Raw genomic sequence first — 20826 nt, forward strand, 5'->3', positions numbered from 1 at the left:
CTTACGTCCTCGTACGAGTGAACGGGCGTACGCAACGCCTCACGATTCCACCGGAATTGACCTCTCCAGGCCCCTTGCTGTGACCTGCGTCACCACTAGCGTGACCGTCATGGCGATTGGAGAATCCATGAAGGTCGGAGTGCTGACCGGCGGCGGCGACTGCCCCGGGCTCAACGCGGTGATCAGGGCGGTCGTCCGCAAGGGCGAGCAGGAGTACGGCTGCGGGTTCGTCGGGTTCAAGGACGGCTGGCGGGGCGCGATCGAGGGCCGGACCGTCCCCCTCGGCATCCCCGCCGTCCGCGGCATCCTGCCCCGCGGCGGCACCATCCTCGGCTCCTCGCGCACCAATCCGTTCAAGACGGAGAACGGCGTGCGCGACATCAAGGACAACCTCGCGAAGTACGAGGTGGACGCGCTCATCGCGATCGGCGGCGAGGACACCCTCGGGGTCGCGGCCCGGCTGTACGAGGAGCACGGCATCCCCTGTGTCGGCGTGCCCAAGACCATCGACAACGACCTGTCCGCCACCGACTACACCTTCGGCTTCGACACCGCCGTCGGCATCGCGACCGAGGCCATCGACCGGCTGCACACCACGGCCGAGTCCCACATGCGGGTCCTGGTCGTCGAGGTCATGGGCCGGCACGCCGGCTGGATCGCCCTGCACTCGGGGCTCGCCGGCGGCGCCAACGTCATCCTCATCCCGGAGCAGCGCTTCGACATGGACGAGGTCTGCGCCTGGGTGACGTCCCGGTTCAAGGCGAGCTACGCGCCGATCGTGGTGGTCGCGGAAGGTGCGATGCCCAAGGACGGGGAGATGGTGCTGAAGGACGGCACCCTGGACTCCTTCGGCCATGTCCGGCTGTCGGGCGTGGGCGAGTGGCTGGCCAAGGAGATCGAGGCGCGGACCGGCAAGGAGGCCCGTACGACGGTGCTCGGGCACATCCAGCGGGGTGGCACGCCGAGCGCCTTCGACCGGTGGCTCGCGACCCGGTTCGGGCTGCACGCGATCGACGCGGTGCGCGACAGGGACTTCGGGAAGATGGTCGCGCTCAAGGGGACGGACATCGTCCGGGTGCCGATCTCGGAGGCGACGTCGAAGCTGAAGACCGTGGATCCCGCGCTCTACAAGGAGGCCGGGGTCTTCTTCGGCTGAGCGGCGACCCGCCACCATGGGCCGTATGGTGACAAACGGCCCATGGTTCGAGGTGCGGGAGCAAGCGTGGAGATCCTGGCATTCGGTGTGACCGCCGACGAGAGGCCGCTCCTGGAGCAGGCCTTCGAGGGAGCTCACGAGGTCCGCTGCCTCGAAGTCTTCCTCGACGAGGACACCGCGCCGATCGCCGCCGGGTACGAGATCGTCTCCTCCAGCGTCAACGCCGACCTGAGCGGCCGGGTGCTGCGGATGCTGGCGGCGGGCGGGACGAAGATGATCGCCCAGAGGTCCACCGGCTTCAACAACATCGACCTGGACGAGGCCCGGCGCCTCGGCATGACGATCGGCCGGGTCTCGTACTACTCCCCCTACTCGGTCGCCGAGTTCGCCTGGGCCCTGGCGATGACCGTGAACCGGCGGCTCGTCCGGGCGACGACCCGGACCCGGGACTTCGACTTCCGGCTGAACGGGCTGATGGGCCGGGACTTCCACGGCCGCACGGTCGGCGTGCTCGGTACCGGAAAGATCGGCGAGGCGTTCACCCGGATCGCGCACGGCTTCGGCATGCGCCTGCTGGGCTGGGACGTGGTGCAGAACCCGGCCTGCCTCGCACTCGGCATGACGTACGTGGACAAGGACGAGCTGCTCGCCTCCTCGGACCTGATCAGCCTGCACGTGCCGCTGCTGGAGTCCACCCGGCACATGATCGACGCGGCCGCGCTGCGGCGGATGCGGGACGACGCGATCCTGGTGAACTCCAGCCGCGGAGGGCTGATCGACACCGAGGCACTGGTCGACGAGCTCCGGGCCGGCCGTTTCGAGGGCGTCGGCCTGGACGTGTACGAGGCGGAGGCCGGAGTCTTCTTCCTGGACAGGTCTCTGGAGGCCGTCGCGGACGACACCCTGGCCCGCCTCGTCACCTTCCCGAACGTCGTGGTGACCTCCCACCAGGCCTACTACACGAGGGACGCGGTGGACCAGATCATCGCCACCACCGTCTCCAACGTCGCGGACCACCTGGCGGGCCGCCGCTCGGAGAACACCCTGGTCCCGCCGGCATAGCGGGACGCACCCCCGGATTTCCGCCCGCGTTCACCCACCGTCCACGACGCAGAGCCGGGGCGGGCCTATGTTCGCACCGTGCACCTACCTGACTGGATCCGTTGGATCTTCTTCGTCTTCGCCGCCGTGCAGCTGCTGTACGTCTACCGCGCGGCGCAGCTGGCGCGCCGGGCCGAGCCCGGCCGGCGGACGGATCCGTGGCTGGGGGCCGCCGACCACGCCACGGGTGTGGTGCTGTCCATCGGGCTGGCACTCGGCGCGGTCTCCGTCCTGGTGTTCGCAGCCCCGGTGCTGCTGGCGATCCTGTCGTGGCAGGGGATCCGGTCCGCCCTCGCCCGCCGGGCGGCGGGAGCGGCCCCCACGACCGGCGCGGGAGCCGCCCCGGGCGGGGAAGCCTGAGCCCTAGGAAGCGGCCCCGACCCCGGCCGTGACGCCCGTCAGCAGCTCGCGCAGCACATCCGCGCCGCGCAGGGTGAGCACCGACTCCGGATGGAACTGGACCCCCGCGAAGCCGGCCGCGGAGCGCAGGGCGTGGACCTCGCCCGTCGCCGGATCACGGGCCACCTCCACCCCGTCGGCGGCGAGCCGCGCGGCCAGGGCGTCGTCGCAGTGCGCGGTGTACGTGTTGTAGAAGCCGACCACCTCCTCGGCCCCGAACAGATCGATCCGGGTCTGCGCCCCCTGCGCCGGTTCCGCCTTGCGGATCAGCGGGAGGCCCAGCTCGGCCGCCAGCAGCTCGTGGCCCAGGCAGACCCCGACCAGGCCGTGGCGGTGCCCGGCCAGCAGGTCGGCCGCCAGCGCGCGCAGCATCCGCATCTTCGGGTCCGCGGCCTCGGCCGGATCGCCCGGGCCGGGGCCGAGCACGACCGGGCCCTCCCAGGCCAGGGCAGCCGCCCGCAGTCCCGGATCGTCGTAGCGGCGTACGGTCACCTCCAGCCCGGCCACCCGCAGCACGTGTGCCAGCATCGCCGTGAAGGTGTCCTCGCCGTCCACCACCAGCGCGTGTCCGGCCGGGGCCGCGGGCCGCTCCTGCATCCGCAGCCAGAACGGCGCCAGGTCCTGACGGCGCGCCGCCAGGGCCGCACGCACCCGTGGGTCGTCCGCCAGCCGGGCCCCCTCGAAGGCCGGGCGCGGTGCGGCCGGCCGCACCCCGAGCGCCGCCAGCACCCCCGCGGCCTTCGCATGCGTCTCTGCCACCTCGCCCGCCGGGTCCGAGTGCCGCACCAGCGTGGCGCCCACCGGTACCCGCAGCGTGCCGTCCGCCGCGATGTCGGCGGTGCGGATCAGGATCGGGGAGTCGAGGGTCTGCGCCCCCGCGGGGTTCTGGCCCAGCAGGGCCAGCGCGCCCGCGTAGTAGCCGCGCCCGCCGGCCTCGTACCGTTCGATGACGCGGCAGGCGTTCTGCACGGGGGATCCGGTGACGGTCGCCGCGAACATGGTTTCGCGCAGCACCTCCCGCACGTCCAGCGAGGACCGGCCGCGCAGCTCGTACTCGGTGTGCGCGAGGTGGGACATCTCCTTCAGCCGCGGTCCGACGACGACCCCGCCCATGTCGCCGACCGTGCACATCATCTTCAGCTCCTCGTCGACCACCATCGACAGCTCCTCGGTCTCCTTGCGGTCGCCGAGGAAGGCGAGGAGGGAGTCGGCCGTCGGCCCCCCGGCCGGATAGCGGTAGGTGCCGCTGATCGGGTTCATCACGACCGTTCCTCCGGACATGCGCACGTGCACCTCGGGGCTGGCCCCGACGAGGGTCCGCTCCCCGGTGTGGACGACGTACGTCCAGTACGCGCCCCGTTCGCCCTCCAGCAGCCGCCGGAACAGCGCGAGCGCGTCGGCCCGGCCGAATCCGCCGATGCGGCCCTCGTAGGTGCGCCGGATGACGAAGTTCGCGCCCTCGCCGCGACCGATCTCGTCCTCGATGACTCGCCGGACGGTGGCCGCGTACTCCTCGTCGGGGACGTCGAAGCCGCCGCCGTCGACCCGCACCGGGTGGCTCGGCAGCGCGGCCAGCGCCTCGGCGAGCGGGATCTCGTACGCCTCCTCGGCGACGAGCACGCTCAGCGGCGTGCCGTCGTCGCGTACGTCGAAACCGCGCTCCCGGATCTGCCGGAAGGGGACGAGAGCGAGGGCGGGCAGCTCGCCGACGGGCAGGTCGGCGAGGCGTTCGACCTCGCCCACCTGCCCGATCAGCACCTCGACGGTGTCGTGGTCGCGGCCGGGGGTCCGCCGGCGCAGCAGGGCGAACGGCGGGCAGGAGGGGTCGAGCAGTCGGCTCAGTCGGTCGGGTCGGCTGGGGTTCATGGGGCGGAGCGTCCTTCCGGTGGGAGGAGCGGCCCCTGGGATCCGACCGCGTGGTCGAAAACGCGGAAGGCCGCCCCTCGGGGCGGCCTTCGCGTCGTGCGTGTCTTCAGGTACGCGCGAGAAGTGGGCCGCCGGGAGCGGGCCACCACCAGTTCTGGTTCGAGTGCGCGTACATGGTGGGCACCCTAGCCCAGACCGCCCCCGCGGGGCAGGATCTGTCTCATGGCGTGAGCTGAACCATGGATTCCGTTCCGCCGGGCGCCCGCGACCTTTGAGCGGGTTCGTCTCACGTTGTGGGCGGGGGGCTGAACGCGGCGTGTGACGCCGTAATGTGTACGAGGTGACCGTGAACGCTGAAAACCAAGCCCCCGCCGCCAAGGCGACCTGGCGAGACCTTCCCGCGGCGCAGCAGCCTTCGTACCCCGATGCCGAGGCTCTGCGCGCTGTCGTCGCGGACCTCGAGTCGTATCCTCCCCTCGTTTTCGCGGGTGAGTGCGACCAGCTGCGTGCCCGTCTGGGAGCCGTCGCCAAGGGCGAGGCGTTCCTGCTCCAGGGCGGCGACTGTGCCGAGGCCTTCGACGGCGTCTCCGCCGACCACATCCGCGCCAAGCTGAAGACGCTGCTCCAGATGAGCGCCGTCCTGACGTACGCCGCCTCCGTGCCCGTCGTCAAGGTCGGCCGCATCGCGGGCCAGTACTCCAAGCCGCGCTCCAAGGACACCGAGACCCGCGACGGCGTCACCCTGCCGACCTACCGCGGCGACTCCGTCAACGGCTTCGCCTTCACCGAAGAGGCCCGCATCCCGGACCCCGAGCGGCTGAAGCGCATGTACAACGCGTCCGCCTCGACGCTCAACCTGGTGCGCGCCTTCACCACCGGTGGCTACGCCGACCTGCGCCAGGTGCACGCCTGGAACCAGGACTTCGTGAAGTCCAGCCCGTCCGGCCAGCGGTACGAGCAGCTGGCGCGCGAGATCGACAACGCGCTGAACTTCATGAAGGCGTGCGGCACCGACCCGGCCGAGTTCAAGGCCGTCGAGTTCTACGCCTCCCACGAGGCGCTGCTGCTCGACTACGAGGGCGCGCTGACCCGCACCGACTCGCGTACCGGCAAGCTGTACGACACCTCCGGCCACATGGTCTGGATCGGTGAGCGCACCCGCCAGCTGGACCACGCGCACATCGAGTTCTGCTCGCAGATCGCCAACCCGATCGGCATCAAGCTCGGCCCCACCACCACGGTGGACGAGGCCCTCACGTACATCGACCGGCTGGACCCCGAGCGCGAGCCGGGCCGGCTGACCTTCGTCGTCCGCATGGGCGCCGACAAGGTCCGCGACAAGCTCCCCGAGCTCGTCGAGAAGGTCACCGCCTCCGGCGCGACCGTCGCCTGGGTCACCGACCCGATGCACGGCAACACCTTCGAGGCGGCCTCCGGCCACAAGACGCGCCGTTTCGACGACGTGCTCGACGAGGTCAAGGGCTTCTTCGAGGTCCACAAGGCACTCGGCACCCACCCGGGCGGCATCCACGTCGAGCTCACCGGTGACGATGTCACCGAGTGCGTGGGCGGCGGCGACGAGATCTTCGTCGACGACCTGCACCAGCGCTACGAGACGGCCTGCGACCCGCGGCTCAACCGCAGCCAGTCCCTCGACCTGGCGTTCCTCGTCGCCGAGATGTACCGCGACCAGTAGGGATCAGTCAGTACCTTCGTACGACAGTGGGGCGCGGATCGATGTGATCCGCGCCCCACTGTCGTATCCAGGGCTTTTAGGCGACCCTAACTTTGGGTACGGTTAGGTAAGCCTCACCGAAATGGGGATGGCTCGTCGAACCGCTGAACCGCTGAAACCATGCCGCCCTGGGAGGTGAACCGCGTGTACGTCTGCTCTTGCTTCGGGGTCACCGACAAGCAGGTCAAGGAGCACGCGGCTGCCGGGGCCTGCACCCCGCGCCAGATCGCCTCGGCCACCAAGGCCGGCACCGACTGCGGATCGTGCGTGCGCACCATCCAGGGCATCCTCGGCCGTGGGGCGTGCCCCCGCCGGGAGCTGCTGGAGAAGGGCCGGACGGCGGCCGTGCTCGCCGCGGAGCCGGGTGCGGCCCGGTCGGCGGAGCTGGCGGAAGCGGCCTAGAGCCGGTTAGCTCGGCTGCTCGATCTGCTGGGCGAGGTAGTGCGCCTCACCGAGGGTCTCGATGAGTTCCAGCTGGGTGTCCAGGTAATCGATGTGGTGCTCCTCGTCTTCGAGGATGTCCTCGAAGAGCCGCGCGGAGGTGACGTCCCCCTTGCCGCGCATGACCTCGATACCCCGCTTGAGCCGGTCGATCGCCTCGACCTCCACCTGGCGGTCCGCCTGGAACATCTCCGTGACCGTCTGCCCGACGCGCACGTGGAAGAGACGCTGGTAGTTCGGCAGACCGTCGAGCATCAGGATGCGCTCGGTGATCTTGTCCGCGTGCTTCATCTCGTCGATGGACTCTTCACGCGTGTACTTGGCGAGCTTGGTCCAGCCCTTGTTGTCCTGGATGCGGTAGTGCAGCCAGTACTGGTTGATGGCCGTCAGCTCGCCGGTCAGCTGCTCGTTCAGAAACTCAAGGACCTCGGGGTCGCCCTGCATCGCAGAGGCTCCTTCCAGGCAATGTCAGCTATGTGACGGGGCAGTTGCGCGCATCCTTGCACCGCCGTCGGAGGCCGTCCAGTAAGTGCCTCCTTAGTGGGAGTTACCGCGACTTGCCCGAATCGGCCAAGGCCTGGTCATGACCACCCTGCCCAGTCTGTCACCATGGAGTCATGGGTCAGCCGGAAAGCCGGGAATCTCCGGGAGCAGAGCAGCTGGAGCTTCCACCGGGGCAGCGGCTGCAGAGGGGCTGGCCGGTCACCCACTACGGTCCCGTACCCAAGTTCAAGCCGGACCGCTGGGAGTTCCGCGTCTTCGGCGCGACGGCCGACGGGGACAAGCACTGCTGGAACCACGAGGAGTTCACGGCCCTGCCGTTCGACTCCGTCGTGGCCGATCTGCACTGCGTCACGAAGTTCAGCATGCAGGGCGCCGAATGGGGCGGTGTGCTCGCCCGTGAGGTCCTCGCCCTGGCTCCCCCCGCCCCCCAGGTCACGCACGTGATGGTGTGGGCCGAGTACGGCTTCAGCTCCAACCTGCGGCTGGCCGACTTCGCCTCCGACCGGACCGTCTTCGCCACCCACGAGGGCGGTGAACTGCTCACCGCCGAGCACGGTTTCCCGGTACGGCTGGTGGTCCCGCACCTGTACGCCTGGAAGGGCCCCAAGTGGGTCCGCGGCATCGAGTACATGACCGCCGACCGCCGCGGCTTCTGGGAGGAGCGCGGCTACCACAACATCGGCGACCCGTGGCGCGAGCAGCGCTACTCGTACCAGGAGGAGCCCGGGGAGGGCCCCGAACTCTAGGGGCGCCCCGCGCTCAGTGGTGGTACCGGTGCACGACCGCGTGACCCATGCCGCGGCCGATCATCCACTTGTTGACCGGGGTCGTGATCACGAAGGCGGCCGCCAGCGCGATCGCCAGGACGATCCAGAACAGCGGCTCCGACAGGTGCGCGTCCATCGCGCCGGGCCACAGGGCGATCACCCCGTTGTCGATCAGCTCCATGACGGCGATCGAAAGGGTGTCCGCAGCCAGCGCCACCCGGATGGCCGTACGCAGGTCGACGCCGGCGGCGAGGACCCCGCGCAGGGTGAGCGCGTAGCCGAAGAAGAACGCGAGGACGATCGCCAGGATCATCGTCGGGACGTTCCCCCAGCCCAGCGCGGTACCGATGATCATGCCGAGCACCTCGCCGATGGCGCATCCGGTGAGGCAGTGCAGGGTGGCCCGGGCGGCCATGCCCCAGGTGACCGGGCCGCCGGCGCCGTGCGCGGGTGCCGGTGCGTGGTGCTCGTGCGCGGGCCCGTGGCCGTGGCTGTGGGGACCCTCGTGCCCCTCGTGCCCCTCGTGCGTGTGCTCCATGACAACCCCCTCGTGGGAACGCCGGGCAGCGGCCCCGTCGATATGACGGAACCGTATACCCCCCTGGGGTATTCCTCAAGGAATCGGTGGATCACTGCGGGCCGCGCAGCTCCTTCAGCAGCGCGACGTCCGCCGCGTGCCCTTCCTTGCCGCCGGGCGTCTCGGTGATCAGCGGCACGCCGTCCATCGCGGGGTGCGTGAACAGCTCCGCGAAGGCGTCCCGGCCGATGTGCCCCTGGCCGATGTTGGCGTGCCGGTCCTTGTGGGCGCCGACGCCCTCCTTGGAATCGTTCGCGTGGACCAGCTTCAGCCGGCCCTCGCCCACCGTGTCCACCAGCAGGTCCAGCATCACCTTCGTCCCGCCCGGCTCCGCCAGATCGTGGCCGGCCGCGAAGATGTGGCAGGTGTCCAGACAGATCCCCAGCTTCGGGTGGTGGTCGAGCGCCTCGAAGTACGGCCCGAAGTCCCAGGTGCGCGAGCACAGTGAGAAGCCCTGCCCGGCCGTGGACTCCAGCAGCAGGAACGGGTCGTCGTCATGCGTCAGCTCGTCCAGCAGCGGCAGCATGTGCTCCCTGACCTGCGCATACGCCGCCTCCCGCGGGCGGCCACCGGTCGCCGACCCGGTGTGCACGACCACCCCGAGCGCGCCGATCTCCCGGCCGCGGCGCAGCGAATGCCGCAGCGACTCCACCGACTTCTCCACGGTCGCCTCGGTGTGCGAGCCGAAGTTGATCAGATACGGGGCGTGCACGTACGCGGGGATGGACTCGGCCGCGCACTCCGCCCGGAACCGCTCGTCCTGCGCCGGACTGCCGACCGGAGTGGCCCAGCCGCGCGGATTGGCGACGAAGACCTGGACGGCCTCCGCCCCCATCTCCCTGGCGTAGGTCAGACCGACCGAGGCCAGCCCCCCGGCGACGGGGACGTGCCCGCCCACTGGATTGCGCATCACCACGGCTTACAGCCCCTTGGTCTTGATGGTGATCGTGCTGCCCTCGGGGGCGTTCTGCCCGGCCGGCACCGACTGGGTGTCGATCGTGTTGCTGAAGGAGATCAGCGGCCGGTCCACCTTCACCTTGAAGCCGGCGGCCTCCAGCGCCTTGCGGGCCGCGTCCACGTCCTGACCGGTCACGTTCGGGACCGGGATCTGCCGGGGGCCCTTGGACACGGTCAGCGTGACCGTGTCCCCGGCCGCGGCCTGGGTACCGGCGCCGACCGACTGGTTGGCGACCGTACCGGCCCCGAAGGGGGCGTTGACCTGCTCGGGAGCCACCGTGACCTTGAGGCCCGCAGCCTCCAGGGTCGCCTTCGCCTGGTCGGCGGGGATCCCGGTCACGCTCGGCACCGGCACCGGGCGGCCCTTGCTGACGACCAGCGAGACCGCCGTGTCGGGCGCCCGCTTCTCGCCGCCCGCCGGATTGGTGCTGATCACCGAACCCTGGGCGATGTCCTGGCTGAAGGCCTGCGTCACCATGCCGGGCGCCAGCCCGGACTGCGTCAGCTCGGCGGTGGCCTCCTCCAGAGTCCGGCCCTTCAGGTTGGGCACGGCCACGACCTCGGGGCCGCGGGAGAGGGTGATGGTCACCGCGTCGTTGCCACGGATCCGATGGCCGCCCGGGGGATCGGTGTTCATCACCGTCCCGCGTTCGAAGGCGTCGCTGAACTTCCGGTTCACCCCCTTCACCCCGAGCCCGGCCGCGGACAGCTGGGAGCGGGCCTGCTCCTCGGTCTTGCCGAGCAGGTTGGGGACCCTGGTGAACTGCCCGGAGTTGATGTACCAGACGCCGACCCCCAGCCCCAGCGCGAGCAGCACGCCCGCGATCACGAGCAGCACCCCGCGGCGGGGCCGCCGCGCGGAGGCCGCCGGCCGGTGCGCGGGCGGAGCGGGCGCCGCCGCCGGCATCTCCAGACGGGAGGTGTGCTGCACGGGCTGCTGCGCGGACACCGGACGCGGGATCACGCCCGTACGGTCCTCGGCAGACGAGCGCTCCTCGGCGCGCGCCTGCGGGGGCACGGCGTCCAGCTCGGCGTCGCTGAGCAGCGCGCGGGCCTCGCGGGTGAGACCGAGCAGCGCGGCCGCGTCGTAGGGACGCAGCTCGGGATTGCGGGCGGCGGCCTGCGCGACCAGCTCGTCGAGCCCGACGGCGAGCCCCGGGACCACGGCGGACGGGGGCGGGACGTCCTCGTGCAGGTGCTGGTAGAGCACCTGCGCGGCGGTGCCGCCGACGTGGGGCTTGGAGCCGGTGAGCATCTCGTAGAGGACGACACCGCAGGCGTAGACGTCCACGCGGGTGTCGGCGACGCCGTTCTCGATCTGCTCGGGGGCCAGGTAGGAGACGGTGCCGAGGACGGAGCCGGTGGTGTTGGTCACCGAGTCGACCGACCGGACCAGCCCGAAGTCCGCGACCTTCACCCGGCCGTCGTCCCCGATCAGCACGTTCTCGGGCTTCATGTCGCGGTGGACGAAGCCGGCCCGGTGGGCGGCGCCGAGGGCGGCGAGGACCGGTTCGAGGATGTCGAGGGCGGCCCGGGGCTGGAGCGCGCCGCGCTCGCGGAGCACGTCGCGCAGCGTGCAGCCGGAGACGTACTCCATGGCCAGGTACACGTACGGCCCGTCCGTGCCCTGGTCGAAGACGGCGACCACGTTCGGGTGCGCGAGCCGGGCGACGGACTTCGCCTCGCGGATGAACCGGTCGACGAAGGCGGCGTCGGCGGCGAGGGCCGGGTGCATCACCTTCAGGGCGAGCACGCGGTCGAGACGGGTGTCGAGGGCCCGGTAGACCGTGGCCATGCCGCCGGCCGCGATGCGGGCGTCGATGCGGTAGCGGCCGTCGAGCACGCGCCCGACGAGGGGGTCATCCAGGGTCGTATCCACCCGCCGATTCTACGAGCCACCACGCGGCGACCGTCCTGGGCGGGTCGCCTTGCAGCGCAGCTGTGACGCGGGGCGGGGTCGGGGAGGGGGAGGGGCGGTGTGGGGTGGGGTGGTGTGGGGTGGGGCGGGGGCTTCGGTGGGCGGGAGCCGCTGGGGCGGTATCAGGGATGTGTATGGGGGTTTCCCGTCAGTCCCATCGTCCCTCCGTGTCGGGCCGGTCCCTCAAGGGCGCTCCTTCGTCGCGTCGCTTCGCGATGGCCTTCGGCCACCCTTGACCGACCGTCCCGCCCCGGAGAAACGAAAGACTGCCGGGAAGCCCCCAAAGGAACGGGCCGGGAGTTCAAGGATGAGGACGGGGCGGCCAGAGATGCGCGAGCGATCCCGGTCGGCACGACCGAGAGGCGGGGCCCATGACAGACCAGGGCCCGTGTCGGGGGAAGCGCATCCAATCGCTACGCGCTCCTCATCTCTCAGCGTCGCCAGACCGTCTGAGGCTGGACATAGGCCGCCCACGGTCTCGGTCCCGCGCTCGCTGTGCGTCCGACGACCGTCTGGGGTTGGACATAGGCCGCCCCAGATCGCTACGCGCTTCTCCCTGACCGCGTCCGACGGCCGCCAGGGGCCCCACCTCGGCTATTCCGTCGTGGATGCGGGTCAGCGCGAGCATCACCCCACAAGCTCACGGACAGATGGGGGCAATTGGGGCAAGCTGCCGGCCTTTCTGGCCGCCCACCTGCCCTGACCCGTATCCACGACGGAATAGCCGCAGTCCCAGCCCTCCTCACCCCAGCCGGCCGTCAGACGCCCCCCACGAGCAGCATCTACGGGTCGTGGGCGGCCTATGTCCAGCCCAGGACGGTCGTCGGACGCTGGGAGATGAGGAGCGCGTAGCGATCGGGCGCGCTTCCCCCGACACGGGCCCTGCTCTGGATGGGCCCCGTCTCTTGGACATGGCTCTTCGCGCCCGACCCACCCGAAGGTCTCTGATGTGCCCGTCCCTGAAAAGGAACACCCGGCTCGTTCCTTTGGGGGTTTCCCGGCTGTCTTCGTATGTCCGGGGCGGGACGGTCGGTCAAGGGTGGCCGCAGGCCATCGCGAAGCGACGCGACGAAGGAGCGCCCTTGAGGGACCGGCCCGAACCGGAGAGACGATGAGACTGACGGGAAACCCCCATACGCCTCTCTGATTCCGCCCGAGCGGCTCCCGCCCACCGAAGCCACCCCCCCCGTCCCCTCAGAACGCCGGCCGCTCCGGGTCCAGGGTGGCGAGGCCTTCCGTGGGGGAGGAGGCTTCGGCGAAGCGGCGTTGGGGGATGCGGCCCGCGCGGAAGGCGAGGCGGCCCGCCGAGACGGCGTCGCGCATGGCCGACGCCATGAGGACCGGCTCCTGGGCGCGGGTCACCGCCGAGGCCAGCATCACCGCCGCGCAGCCCAGTTCCATCGCCAGGGCCGCGTCCGACGCCGTGCCCGCGCCCGCGTCCAGGATGACCGGGACCGACGCGCGCTCCGTGATCAGCTCGAAGTTGTGCGGGTTGCGGATGCCCATGCCGGATCCGATGGGGGACCCGAGCGGCATGATCGCCGCGCAGCCCACGTCCTCCAGCTTCCGCGCGAGCACCGGGTCGTCATTGGTGTACGGGAGGACCGTGAAGCCTTCGTCCACCAGGACCTCGGCGGCGTCCAGCAGCTCGACGCCGTCCGGCAGGAGGGTCCGTTCGTCCGCGACCACCTCCAGCTTGATCCAGTCCGTGCCGAGCGCCTCCCGGGCCAGCCGGGCCGTGAGGACGGCCTCGCCCGCCGTGAAGCAGCCCGCCGTGTTGGGGAGGACCGAGATGCCGAGCTTGGTCAGCACGGACAGGACGGAACCCTGGACGGTGGGGTCCAGTCGCCGCATCGCGACCGTGGTGAGTTCGGTGCCGGACGCGACCAGGGCGCGTTCCAGGACGTCCAGGCTCGGGGCCCCGCCCGTGCCCATGATCAGGCGGGAGGTGAAGGTCCGCCCGCCGAGGGTGAAGAGGTCGTCAGCCATGACGCTCAGCCCCCCTGTACCGCGGTGAGGATCTCGATCCGGTCGCCGTCGCCCACGACGGTGGCCGGCCACTGCCCGCGCGGGACCACGGTCTCGTTGAGTGCGGCGGCGACGCCCGAGGGGGCGGTGGTCAGGGTGGCGACCACCGTGTCGAGGGTGGCGCCGGCCGCGACCTCGCGCGGCTCGCCGTTGACGGAGATGGTCATGCGTACGACTCCTGACGTGCGGCGGAGAACCGGCGGGGGGTGAAGGGGCGCGCGATCTCCGGCAGTTCGCCGGTGGCCAGCAGTTCGGCGAGGACCTCGCCGGTGAGCGGGGTCAGCAGCACCCCGTTGCGGTAGTGCCCGGTGGCCAGGTGCAGGCCCGGCAGGTCGGTCGGGCCGAGCAGCGGGGCGTTGTCGGGGGATCCGGGGCGCAGTCCCGCCCGGGTCTCGGTGAGCGGGAGTTCGGTGATGCCGGGGACCAGTTCGTGGGCGTCGCGCAGGAGTTCGTAGACCCCGCCCGCGGTGACGGTGGTGTCCCAGCCGAGTTCCTCGCTGGTGGCGCCGACGACGAGTTCGCCGTTCTCGCGCGGCACCAGGTAGACGTGGCTTCCGCGTACGACGGCCCGTACGGTCCGCGACAGGAACGGCGCGTACGCCGCGGGCACGGTGAGCCGCAGGACCTGTCCCTTGACCGGTCGTACGGGGGCCACGACCTCCGGCGGTACGCCCGCCAGCCGGCCGGTGAACGAGCCCGCGGCGAGGACCACCTGGTCGGCGAGCAGTTCCGTGCCGTCGTCGAGGAGGGCGCCGGTCGCCCGGTCGGTGGTGGTGAGCAGCCGCTGCGCGCCGACCCGGTGGATGGTCACGCCGGCGCGTTCGCAGGCGGCCAGCAGGGCGGCCGCGAGCCGGCGGGGATCGACCTGGTGGTCGCCGTCGACGCGCAGGCCGCCGCGTACGCCCGGGGCGAGCATGGGTTCCAGGCGGCGGCACTCGCGGCCGGTGAGCCACTCGGACTCCAGGCCGCAGCGGCGCTGCAGGGCGTGCAGTTCGCGCAGGTGGAGGCGGTCGTCGGAGTCGAGGGCGACGGCGAGGGTGCCGCAGGCGCGGTAGCCGATGTCCAGGCCGCCGCTGGCTTCGGCGAGCTCGGCGGCGAACTGCGGATAGCGTGCGGCGGAGGCGAGGCCGAGGCCCAGCAGGGATTCCTCGCCGTAGTGCAGTTCGGTGACGGGGGCGAGCATGCCGGCCGCGACCTGGGCGGCGCCGCCGCCGGGTGCGGGGTCGGCGAGTACGGTGCTCAGCCCGCGCGCGGCGGCCCGCCAGGCGGTGACCAGGCCGATGATTCCGCCCCCGATGACGAGGACGTCGGATCCCTTCCGGGATGTTCGGGATGAGTGCATGGGCGTCCAGCCCCTCCCTTCGCCGGCATGACCCGGATCAGGTTCGTACGGTCGGAGGCCGGCCAGCCTCCCTCTCAGCCCGGTGCGCCGGACTCCCGCGATAGGTACGGTGGCCAGACTAACCCGGCGGTGGACGGCGGGTAAGGCGGCACCTATTCCTGACGGAGCGTCAGATGATTAGGGTGGCGGCGTGAGCGAGCAGACGGAACAGAATCAGCACGGCGTCGTGATCGTCGGCGCCGGCATGGCCGGGGTGCAGACCGCTGTGGCCCTGCGCGAACAGGGCTATGCCGGCCCCGTGACCCTGCTGGGAGCCGAACCCCACCAGCCCTACGACCGCCCCCCGCTGTCCAAGGCGGTGCTCCTCGGCAAGGCCGAGGACTCCGCCTTCGACGTGGACTTCGAAGGCCTCGACATCGACCTCAGGCTCGGCATCGAGGTCACCGGACTGCGCGCCGACGTCCACCAGCTGGACACCGAGGCCGGACCGGTCCCGTACGGGACCCTCGTACTGGCGACCGGCGCGCAGCCGCTGACCCTCCCCGGGACCGAGGGCGTCCCGGGTGTCCACCTGCTGCGCACCCTGGACGACGCGGCCCGGCTGCGCCCGGTGCTGGCCGCGTCGCCCCGGGCCGTGGTCGTCGGGGCGGGCTGGATCGGCGCCGAGTTCGCCACCGCCGCCCGGGAGGCGGGCTGCGAGGTCACCGTGGTCGAGGCGGCGGACCGGGTGCTGGCGGGGGCGCTGCCCGCCGAGGTCACCGAGCCGATGGCGCGCTGGTACCAGGAGGCGGGCGCGGAGCTGATCACCGGGGCGAAGGTCGCCGGGATCGAGGAGGGCCGGGTCCTGCTGGCGGACGGGCGGACCCTGCCCGCCGGCGCGGTGGTGGTGGGCATCGGCGCGCGCCCCGCCACCGCATGGCTGGACGGGACCGGCGTGGAGCGCGGCCCGGACGGCTCGGTCACCGCGGACGCGTACCTGCGGACCTCGCTGCCCGGGGTGTACGCCGTCGGCGACTGCGCCTCCTTCCCGTCCGGGCGGTACGGGACGCGGCTGCTCGTGCACCACTGGGACAACGCGCTCCAGGGGCCGCGGACGGTCGCGGCGAACATCCTGGCCGGGGAGCCGGCCCAGGTCTACGACCCGGTGCCGTACTTCTGGTCGGAGCAGTTCGGGCGCTTCGTGCAGTACGCGGGACATCACGGCGGGGCCGACGCCCTGCTCCTGCGCGGGGACCCGGCCGGTCCCGCCTGGTCGGTGTGCTGGCTGCGGGGCGGCGCGCTCGTCGCCGTACTGGCCGTGGGGCGTCCGCGCGACCTGGCGCAGGGCCGCCGCCTGATCGAGACGGGGGTGCCCGTCGACCCCGCCAAGGTCTCCGACCCCGGGACTCCGCTGAAGTCGGCCACGGCCTGACGGCCGCCGGCGGGGCTGGAAAATCCAGCCCCGCCGGCGTTTGAGGCGCGGGGTCCGGGGCGGAGCCCCGGCATGGGCCGCGACCCGGACGGGGCTGCTCAGGTACCGGCGGCGGAGCCGAGATGGCAGGCTTGTCCCTGTGACCGAGATTGACGCAAAGATCGATGCCCTTGTCCCCTCGTGGCTGTACCTCCCCGACATCGCGGAGATGCTGAACATCGAGGTGACCCGGGTCCGCCAGATGGTCAAGGAAGGGCAGCTCATCGCCGTCCGCCGGGGCGAGAACCGCTCCCTGCAGGTTCCGGCCCCCTTCATCGACGGCGACAAGGTCGTCAAGGGCCTCGTCGGCCTGCTGACCGTGCTGCGCGACGACCGTTTCACCGAGGAGGAGATCCTCGAATGGCTCTTCACCGAGGATCCGACCCTGCCCGGCACCCCCGTGCAGGCGCTGAGCGAGAATCGCGGCACGGAGGTGAAGCGCCGCGCTCAGGCGCTCGCCCTCTGACCTGATCGCCTTCGCTCCACAGCGGTGTACGGGCCGCGGCCCGTACACCGCATCCATCACGGGGGGTACACCCATGCAGCTGTCCGACGCCCGGCTCTACCTCTGCACGGACGCCCGCAAGCGCCAGGGTGACCTCCCCGCGTTCCTCGACGCCGTCCTGTCCTCGGGCGTGGACATCGTCCAGCTCCGCGACAAGGGCATGGAGGCGGGGGAGGAGCTCGAACACCTCCAGGTCTTCGCCGAGGCCGCCCGCCGCCACGGCAAGCTCCTCGCCGTGAACGACCGCGCCGACGTCGCCCACGCCATCGGCTCCGACGTCCTGCACCTCGGCCAGGGCGACATCCCCGTCCCCGCGGCCCGCGCCATCCTCGGCGAGCGGGTGCTGGTCGGCCGGTCCTGCCACGCCGAGGACGAGGTCGACGCGGCCGTCGCGGAAGCCGGCGTGGACTACTTCTGCACCGGCCCGTGCTGGCCCACCCCCACCAAGCCCGGCCGCCACGCCCCGGGCCTGGACCTGGTCCGGTACGCGGCCTCCCTGGAGCAGGACCGCCCCTGGTTCGCCATCGGCGGCATCGACGGCTCGAACCTGGACCAGGTGCTGGACGCCGGCGCCACCCGCATCGTGGTCGTCCGCGCCCTCACCGAGGCCACCGACCCCGGCGCGGCCGCCGCGGAGCTCGCCAAGCGGGTCCGGGCCCGCCTCGGCTGAGCCCCGTCCGCCCGGACGGCGGGCGGTCGCGTTACCCCGTACGGACGCCTTCCGGCCGGAGCGGACCCTCCAAGTGTCCAAAAACGTGTCCAAAACGTGGACAAGGCTTCGGCGTCCGCCGGGCCACGTCTAACCTGCCCACATGGCCTCTGGTACCGCTTCCACCTGGTCGGACCGTGCGCACACGGTCCGGGACCTCCTCGCGTCCGGGCGCTCGTACTCCTTCGAGTTCTGGGCCCCGAAGACGGAGAAGGGCGAACGCAACCTCTGGAACGCCCTGCGCCGGGTCGAGGCGGTATCCCCCAGTTTCGTCTCCGTGACCTACGGAGCCGGCGGCTCCACCCGCGGCGGCACCGTCAAGGCCACCCAGGAAATCGCCGCCGACACCACCCTGACCCCCGTCGCGCACCTCACCGCCGTGGACCACTCGGTCGCCGAGCTGCGCAATGTCATCGGGCAGTTCGCGGACGCCGGGATCCGGAACATGCTCGTCGTGCGCGGAGACCCGCCGGGTGACCCGATGGGCGAGTGGGTGGCGCACCCCGAGGGTGTGCACTACGCCGCCGACCTGGTCCGGCTGGTCAAGGAGTCCGGCGACTTCTGCGTCGGCGTCGCCGCCTTCCCCGAGATGCACCCGCGTTCGACGGACTGGGACACGGACATCCGGCACTTCGTGGACAAGTGCCACGCCGGTGCCGATTACGCGATCACCCAGATGTTCTTCGATCCGGAGAATTATCTGCGGCTGCGCGACAGCGTCGAGAAGGCGGGCTGCGAGACCCCGATCATCCCCGAGGTCATGCCTGTTGTGGGTATCAAGCAGCTCGACCGACTGCCCCAGCTCAGCAACGCGGTCTTCCCCGCGGACGTGAAAGAGCGCATGCTCGCCGTCAAGGACGACCCGGCCGCTGTACGCTCCATTGGCATCGAGTTCGCCACGGAGTTCTGCGCGCGACTGCTGTCCGAGGGTGTCCCGGGGCTGCACTTCATCACGCTCAACAATTCCACGGCGACTCTCGAAATCTACGAGAACCTGGGCCTGCACCAGCGGGCCTGAGCGGCCGCCCCCCGTTCCCGCGCCGGCGGCCGTACCGAGAGGGGCCATGCATGGGAATGACGGTCCTCTACATCGCGTTCGGTTTCGTCGCGCTGTGGCTGCTTGCCGAGGTCCTGATGCAGTACAAGGCCCGGCTCCGCTGGCGCCTGCTCGCCTTCGCCGGCTTCCTCGGCGTGGTCGCCGGGGTGATACTGCCGTCGGTGCCGGTCATCGGCGCCGGCGCGCTCGCGTTCGCCGTGGGCCAGACCCTGGTGACGCTGTCCTTCCGCAAGGGCTTCGTCGCCGGCTGGGCGCTGCGCCGCGGCGGGGAGCCCGTACGGCAGACGCGCCGCCGCCGGGCCGCGGGCACCAAGCAGGAGCCGGCCCTCCAGGTCACTGCGCTGGAGTACGACGCCGCCGACACCGACGGCGCCGGGGACGGGGCCGCGGAGGAGCGGTCGTTCCGGGATGCGCCCCCGCCGGTCTACAGCCCGGAGCCGGTCCCCGAGGAATCCGGGTCCTACGGGATACAGAGTCTCGCGCCCGAGGTCGACCGGACGGCGGCCTTCGCCTCGCCGTTCACCACGGCCGAGCAGGACGCCCACCAGTACGCGGCGTACTACGACCAGCAGAACCAGGGCGGCTACGACTACTCGGGCGGCTATCCGACCGGCGACCAGCAGCAGGTCTACGCCGCCTACTCGGACCCGTACATCGGCACCGGCGGGGGCATGGCCCCGCCCCAGCAGTACGACTACACCCCGTACGCCGACTACGGGCAGCAGCAGCAGTACTCCACGGACACCCCGCCCGGCGGGGTCTGGGTCCCGCAGCAGCGGTCCACCGACGGAGCCGGCCAGGCCTACCCGATGGAGGACCAGGGCGAGCCGCCGCAGCAGCAGTACCCGTACCCCCAGCAGGGCGGGTACGAGCAGTACCGCTACTGACGGCTCACTGCGAGCCGCGGAACTCCGCGCCCTCCACGATCAGTCCGGCCACCAGGGCCCCGGTCATCCCGGCGTGCGCCAGCCCGCCGCCGGGGTGGGCCCAGCCGCCCGCCAGGTAGAGCCCGGGCACGGCCGTGGTGTTGGCCGGCTGGAGCAGCCGGCCCCCGGCCCCCGCGAGGGCGGGCGGGGGCACCGCGCCGCCCAGCGCACCGGTCGCCGCCTCGATGTCGGCCGGGGTGCGCACCTCGTGCCACAACAGCCGCTCCCGCAGCCCCTGTACGGCCTTCTCGGCGAGGTTGAGCAGCTCGGCGGGGTCCGAGGTCCCGGGCCCGGGCACGGCGCTCACGGTGACCGCCTCGTGGTCCCCGTCGGGCCGGGTCGCCGGATCGTCCGGGCGCATGACGGTGACCTGCGCCCCGGAGGCGTGGACCAGGGTGCGGTGCACGGCGTCGGCGGGGCGGGCGCCGCGCAGCGCGAGCAGGAGCGTGATCCGCCCCGGTACGCCGTCCCCGCGGGCGGGGACCGCGTCCGGCGGCCACGGCAGGGAACCGGCCGGCAGCTGCCGGGGGTCGATCCCGCACACGACGGTGTCGGCGGCCGTCTCGGTGCCGTCGGCCAGCCGCAGACCGGCCGCCCGGCCGTCCGTGACCAGGACCTCCCGGACCTCCGCCCCGAAGACGAAGGCGACCTTGCGCTCCAGGCAGCGCTCGTACACGGCGGTGGCCAGGGCCCGCATCCCGCCGCGTACGTACCAGCTGCCGAAGGTCTGCTCCATGTACGGGAGCACGGCCGCCGAGGCCGGTGCGGAGGCGGGGTCGATCCCGTACCCGCGCACCAGGCCGGTCAGCAGCTCGGCGAGGGCGCCGCCCAGCTCCCGGTCGGCCACCTCGCCGAGGGTCGGCGTACGGCGGCGCAGCAGGCCGCTCCGGCGCAGGGCCGGGTACGGGTCGCCGCCCAGGCTCTGCCGGGCGCCGGGCCGCAGCGGCTCCTCCAGCAGCGGGCGCCGGGTGGCGTCCCAGGCGTCGCGGGCGCGGCCCAGGACGGCGTTCCAGCGTTCGCCCGCGCCCGGGCCGAAGGCGGATTCCAGGGCGGCGGCGACACCGCCGCGAGAGGCGCCGGGGAGGGTGACGTCGATGCCGTGGTGGGGGAGGACGTGCCGGACGGCGGGGTCCACCTGGACCATGTCGACGCAGGTCTCCAGCGGCCGCTTGCCGGTCTTCACGAAGAGATCGCGGTAGACGGCCGGCAGGTGCAGCAGCCCGGGCCCGGTGTCGAAGGCGAAGCCCTCGCGCTCGTACCGGCCCACGGCGCCGCCGTAGGTCGTCCCGCGTTCGTACACCGTCACCTGGTGGCCCGCCACGGCCAGCCGGGCCGCCGTAGCCATCGCGCCCATGCCGGCGCCGATCACCGCAATTCGTGCCATGCGG

At 71.9% G+C, this 20826-nt stretch carries 20 protein-coding genes and 1 riboswitch; of the genes, 11 read left to right on the plus strand and 9 right to left on the minus strand.

Annotation, left to right across the window (positions count from 1 at the left end; genetic code table 11):
- Positions 1–127: 127 nt before the first annotated feature.
- From KO717_RS26130 to KO717_RS26140, 3 genes are all read left to right on the plus strand, one after another.
- Positions 128–1156, plus strand: a complete 1029-nt coding sequence (locus tag KO717_RS26130) for a 6-phosphofructokinase (protein ID WP_301374753.1) — start codon at positions 128–130, stop codon at positions 1154–1156.
- A gap of 66 nt (positions 1157–1222) precedes the next feature.
- Positions 1223–2218 carry a 2-hydroxyacid dehydrogenase gene (locus KO717_RS26135; RefSeq protein WP_301371656.1) on the plus strand — a complete coding sequence of 332 codons (996 nt, stop codon included), beginning with the start codon at positions 1223–1225 and terminating at the stop codon, positions 2216–2218.
- Positions 2219–2296: 78 nt separating this feature from the next.
- The gene (locus KO717_RS26140; protein WP_301371657.1) at positions 2297–2617 is read left to right on the plus strand and encodes a hypothetical protein; all 321 of its coding nucleotides are present in this window, start codon (positions 2297–2299) and stop codon (positions 2615–2617) included.
- Positions 2618–2620: 3 nt separating this feature from the next.
- On the opposite strand, the gene KO717_RS26145 is transcribed toward KO717_RS26140, so the two are convergent.
- Positions 2621–4522 (minus strand): anthranilate synthase family protein, encoded by a 1902-nt coding sequence (locus KO717_RS26145; protein WP_301371658.1) that lies wholly within the window; start codon positions 4520–4522, stop codon positions 2621–2623.
- 340 nt (positions 4523–4862) lie between these two features.
- Between KO717_RS26145 and KO717_RS26150 the strand changes: the two genes are divergently transcribed.
- Both KO717_RS26150 and KO717_RS26155 read left to right on the plus strand, forming a co-directional pair.
- Positions 4863–6218 (plus strand): class II 3-deoxy-7-phosphoheptulonate synthase, encoded by a 1356-nt coding sequence (locus tag KO717_RS26150; RefSeq protein ID WP_301371659.1) that lies wholly within the window; start codon positions 4863–4865, stop codon positions 6216–6218.
- Between the two features lie 183 nt (positions 6219–6401).
- A complete protein-coding gene (locus KO717_RS26155) occupies positions 6402–6659 on the plus strand; it encodes a (2Fe-2S)-binding protein (RefSeq protein WP_301371660.1) in 258 nt (85 codons plus the stop codon).
- A 6-nt stretch (positions 6660–6665) separates the two neighbouring features.
- Here the strand turns inward: KO717_RS26155 and bfr are convergent, their stop codons facing one another.
- Complete coding sequence (gene bfr, locus KO717_RS26160) at positions 6666–7142, minus strand: bacterioferritin (RefSeq protein WP_301371661.1); 477 nt, start codon at positions 7140–7142, stop codon at positions 6666–6668.
- A gap of 173 nt (positions 7143–7315) precedes the next feature.
- Between bfr and KO717_RS26165 the strand changes: the two genes are divergently transcribed.
- Positions 7316–7948 carry a sulfite oxidase-like oxidoreductase gene (locus KO717_RS26165; protein ID WP_030010526.1) on the plus strand — a complete coding sequence of 211 codons (633 nt, stop codon included), beginning with the start codon at positions 7316–7318 and terminating at the stop codon, positions 7946–7948.
- Between the two features lie 13 nt (positions 7949–7961).
- Here KO717_RS26165 and KO717_RS26170 read toward each other — a convergent pair whose 3' ends face one another.
- The 6 genes from KO717_RS26170 to thiO form a co-directional block, all read right to left on the minus strand.
- Complete coding sequence (locus KO717_RS26170) at positions 7962–8507, minus strand: DUF4396 domain-containing protein (protein WP_301371662.1); 546 nt, start codon at positions 8505–8507, stop codon at positions 7962–7964.
- 91 nt (positions 8508–8598) lie between these two features.
- Complete coding sequence (locus tag KO717_RS26175) at positions 8599–9456, minus strand: deoxyribonuclease IV (protein WP_301371663.1); 858 nt, start codon at positions 9454–9456, stop codon at positions 8599–8601.
- Positions 9457–9465: 9 nt separating this feature from the next.
- Entirely contained in the window at positions 9466–11382 is a 1917-nt protein-coding gene (gene pknB, locus KO717_RS26180; RefSeq protein WP_301371664.1) for a Stk1 family PASTA domain-containing Ser/Thr kinase, read from the minus strand.
- Positions 11383–12615: 1233 nt separating this feature from the next.
- Positions 12616–13410 (minus strand): thiazole synthase, encoded by a 795-nt coding sequence (locus tag KO717_RS26185; protein ID WP_301371665.1) that lies wholly within the window; start codon positions 13408–13410, stop codon positions 12616–12618.
- Between the two features lie 5 nt (positions 13411–13415).
- A complete protein-coding gene (thiS, locus tag KO717_RS26190; protein ID WP_301371666.1) occupies positions 13416–13616 on the minus strand; it encodes a sulfur carrier protein ThiS in 201 nt (66 codons plus the stop codon).
- Positions 13613–14791, minus strand: a complete 1179-nt coding sequence (gene thiO, locus KO717_RS26195) for a glycine oxidase ThiO (protein ID WP_301371667.1) — start codon at positions 14789–14791, stop codon at positions 13613–13615. The genes thiS and thiO overlap by 4 nt, the downstream gene beginning before the upstream one ends.
- Positions 14789–14900, minus strand: a riboswitch (TPP riboswitch). Its footprint overlaps the gene before it by 3 nt.
- An 81-nt stretch (positions 14901–14981) precedes the next feature.
- Between thiO and KO717_RS26200 the strand changes: the two genes are divergently transcribed.
- The 5 genes from KO717_RS26200 to KO717_RS26220 all read left to right on the plus strand — a co-directional run bounded on the left by KO717_RS26200 (position 14982) and on the right by KO717_RS26220 (position 19399).
- Positions 14982–16202: an NAD(P)/FAD-dependent oxidoreductase gene (locus tag KO717_RS26200; protein ID WP_437184580.1), complete on the plus strand. Its 1221-nt coding sequence runs from the start codon at positions 14982–14984 to the stop codon at positions 16200–16202.
- Positions 16203–16341: 139 nt separating this feature from the next.
- Positions 16342–16707, plus strand: a complete 366-nt coding sequence (locus tag KO717_RS26205; RefSeq protein WP_030724382.1) for an Rv2175c family DNA-binding protein — start codon at positions 16342–16344, stop codon at positions 16705–16707.
- A 73-nt stretch (positions 16708–16780) separates the two neighbouring features.
- Positions 16781–17416: a thiamine phosphate synthase gene (gene thiE, locus KO717_RS26210; RefSeq protein ID WP_301371668.1), complete on the plus strand. Its 636-nt coding sequence runs from the start codon at positions 16781–16783 to the stop codon at positions 17414–17416.
- A 142-nt stretch (positions 17417–17558) separates the two neighbouring features.
- Positions 17559–18473 carry a methylenetetrahydrofolate reductase [NAD(P)H] gene (gene metF / locus KO717_RS26215; protein ID WP_053169107.1) on the plus strand — a complete coding sequence of 305 codons (915 nt, stop codon included), beginning with the start codon at positions 17559–17561 and terminating at the stop codon, positions 18471–18473.
- Positions 18474–18523: 50 nt separating this feature from the next.
- On the plus strand, positions 18524–19399 hold the full coding sequence (locus tag KO717_RS26220) for a hypothetical protein (RefSeq protein WP_301371669.1): 876 nt from the start codon (positions 18524–18526) through the stop codon (positions 19397–19399).
- 4 nt (positions 19400–19403) lie between these two features.
- Here KO717_RS26220 and KO717_RS26225 read toward each other — a convergent pair whose 3' ends face one another.
- Positions 19404–20822: a phytoene desaturase family protein gene (locus tag KO717_RS26225; RefSeq protein ID WP_301371670.1), complete on the minus strand. Its 1419-nt coding sequence runs from the start codon at positions 20820–20822 to the stop codon at positions 19404–19406.
- Positions 20823–20826: the final 4 nt, after the last annotated feature.

This window comes from Streptomyces xanthophaeus, from assembly GCF_030440515.1.
GTDB classification, from domain to species: domain Bacteria; phylum Actinomycetota; class Actinomycetes; order Streptomycetales; family Streptomycetaceae; genus Streptomyces; species Streptomyces kutzneri.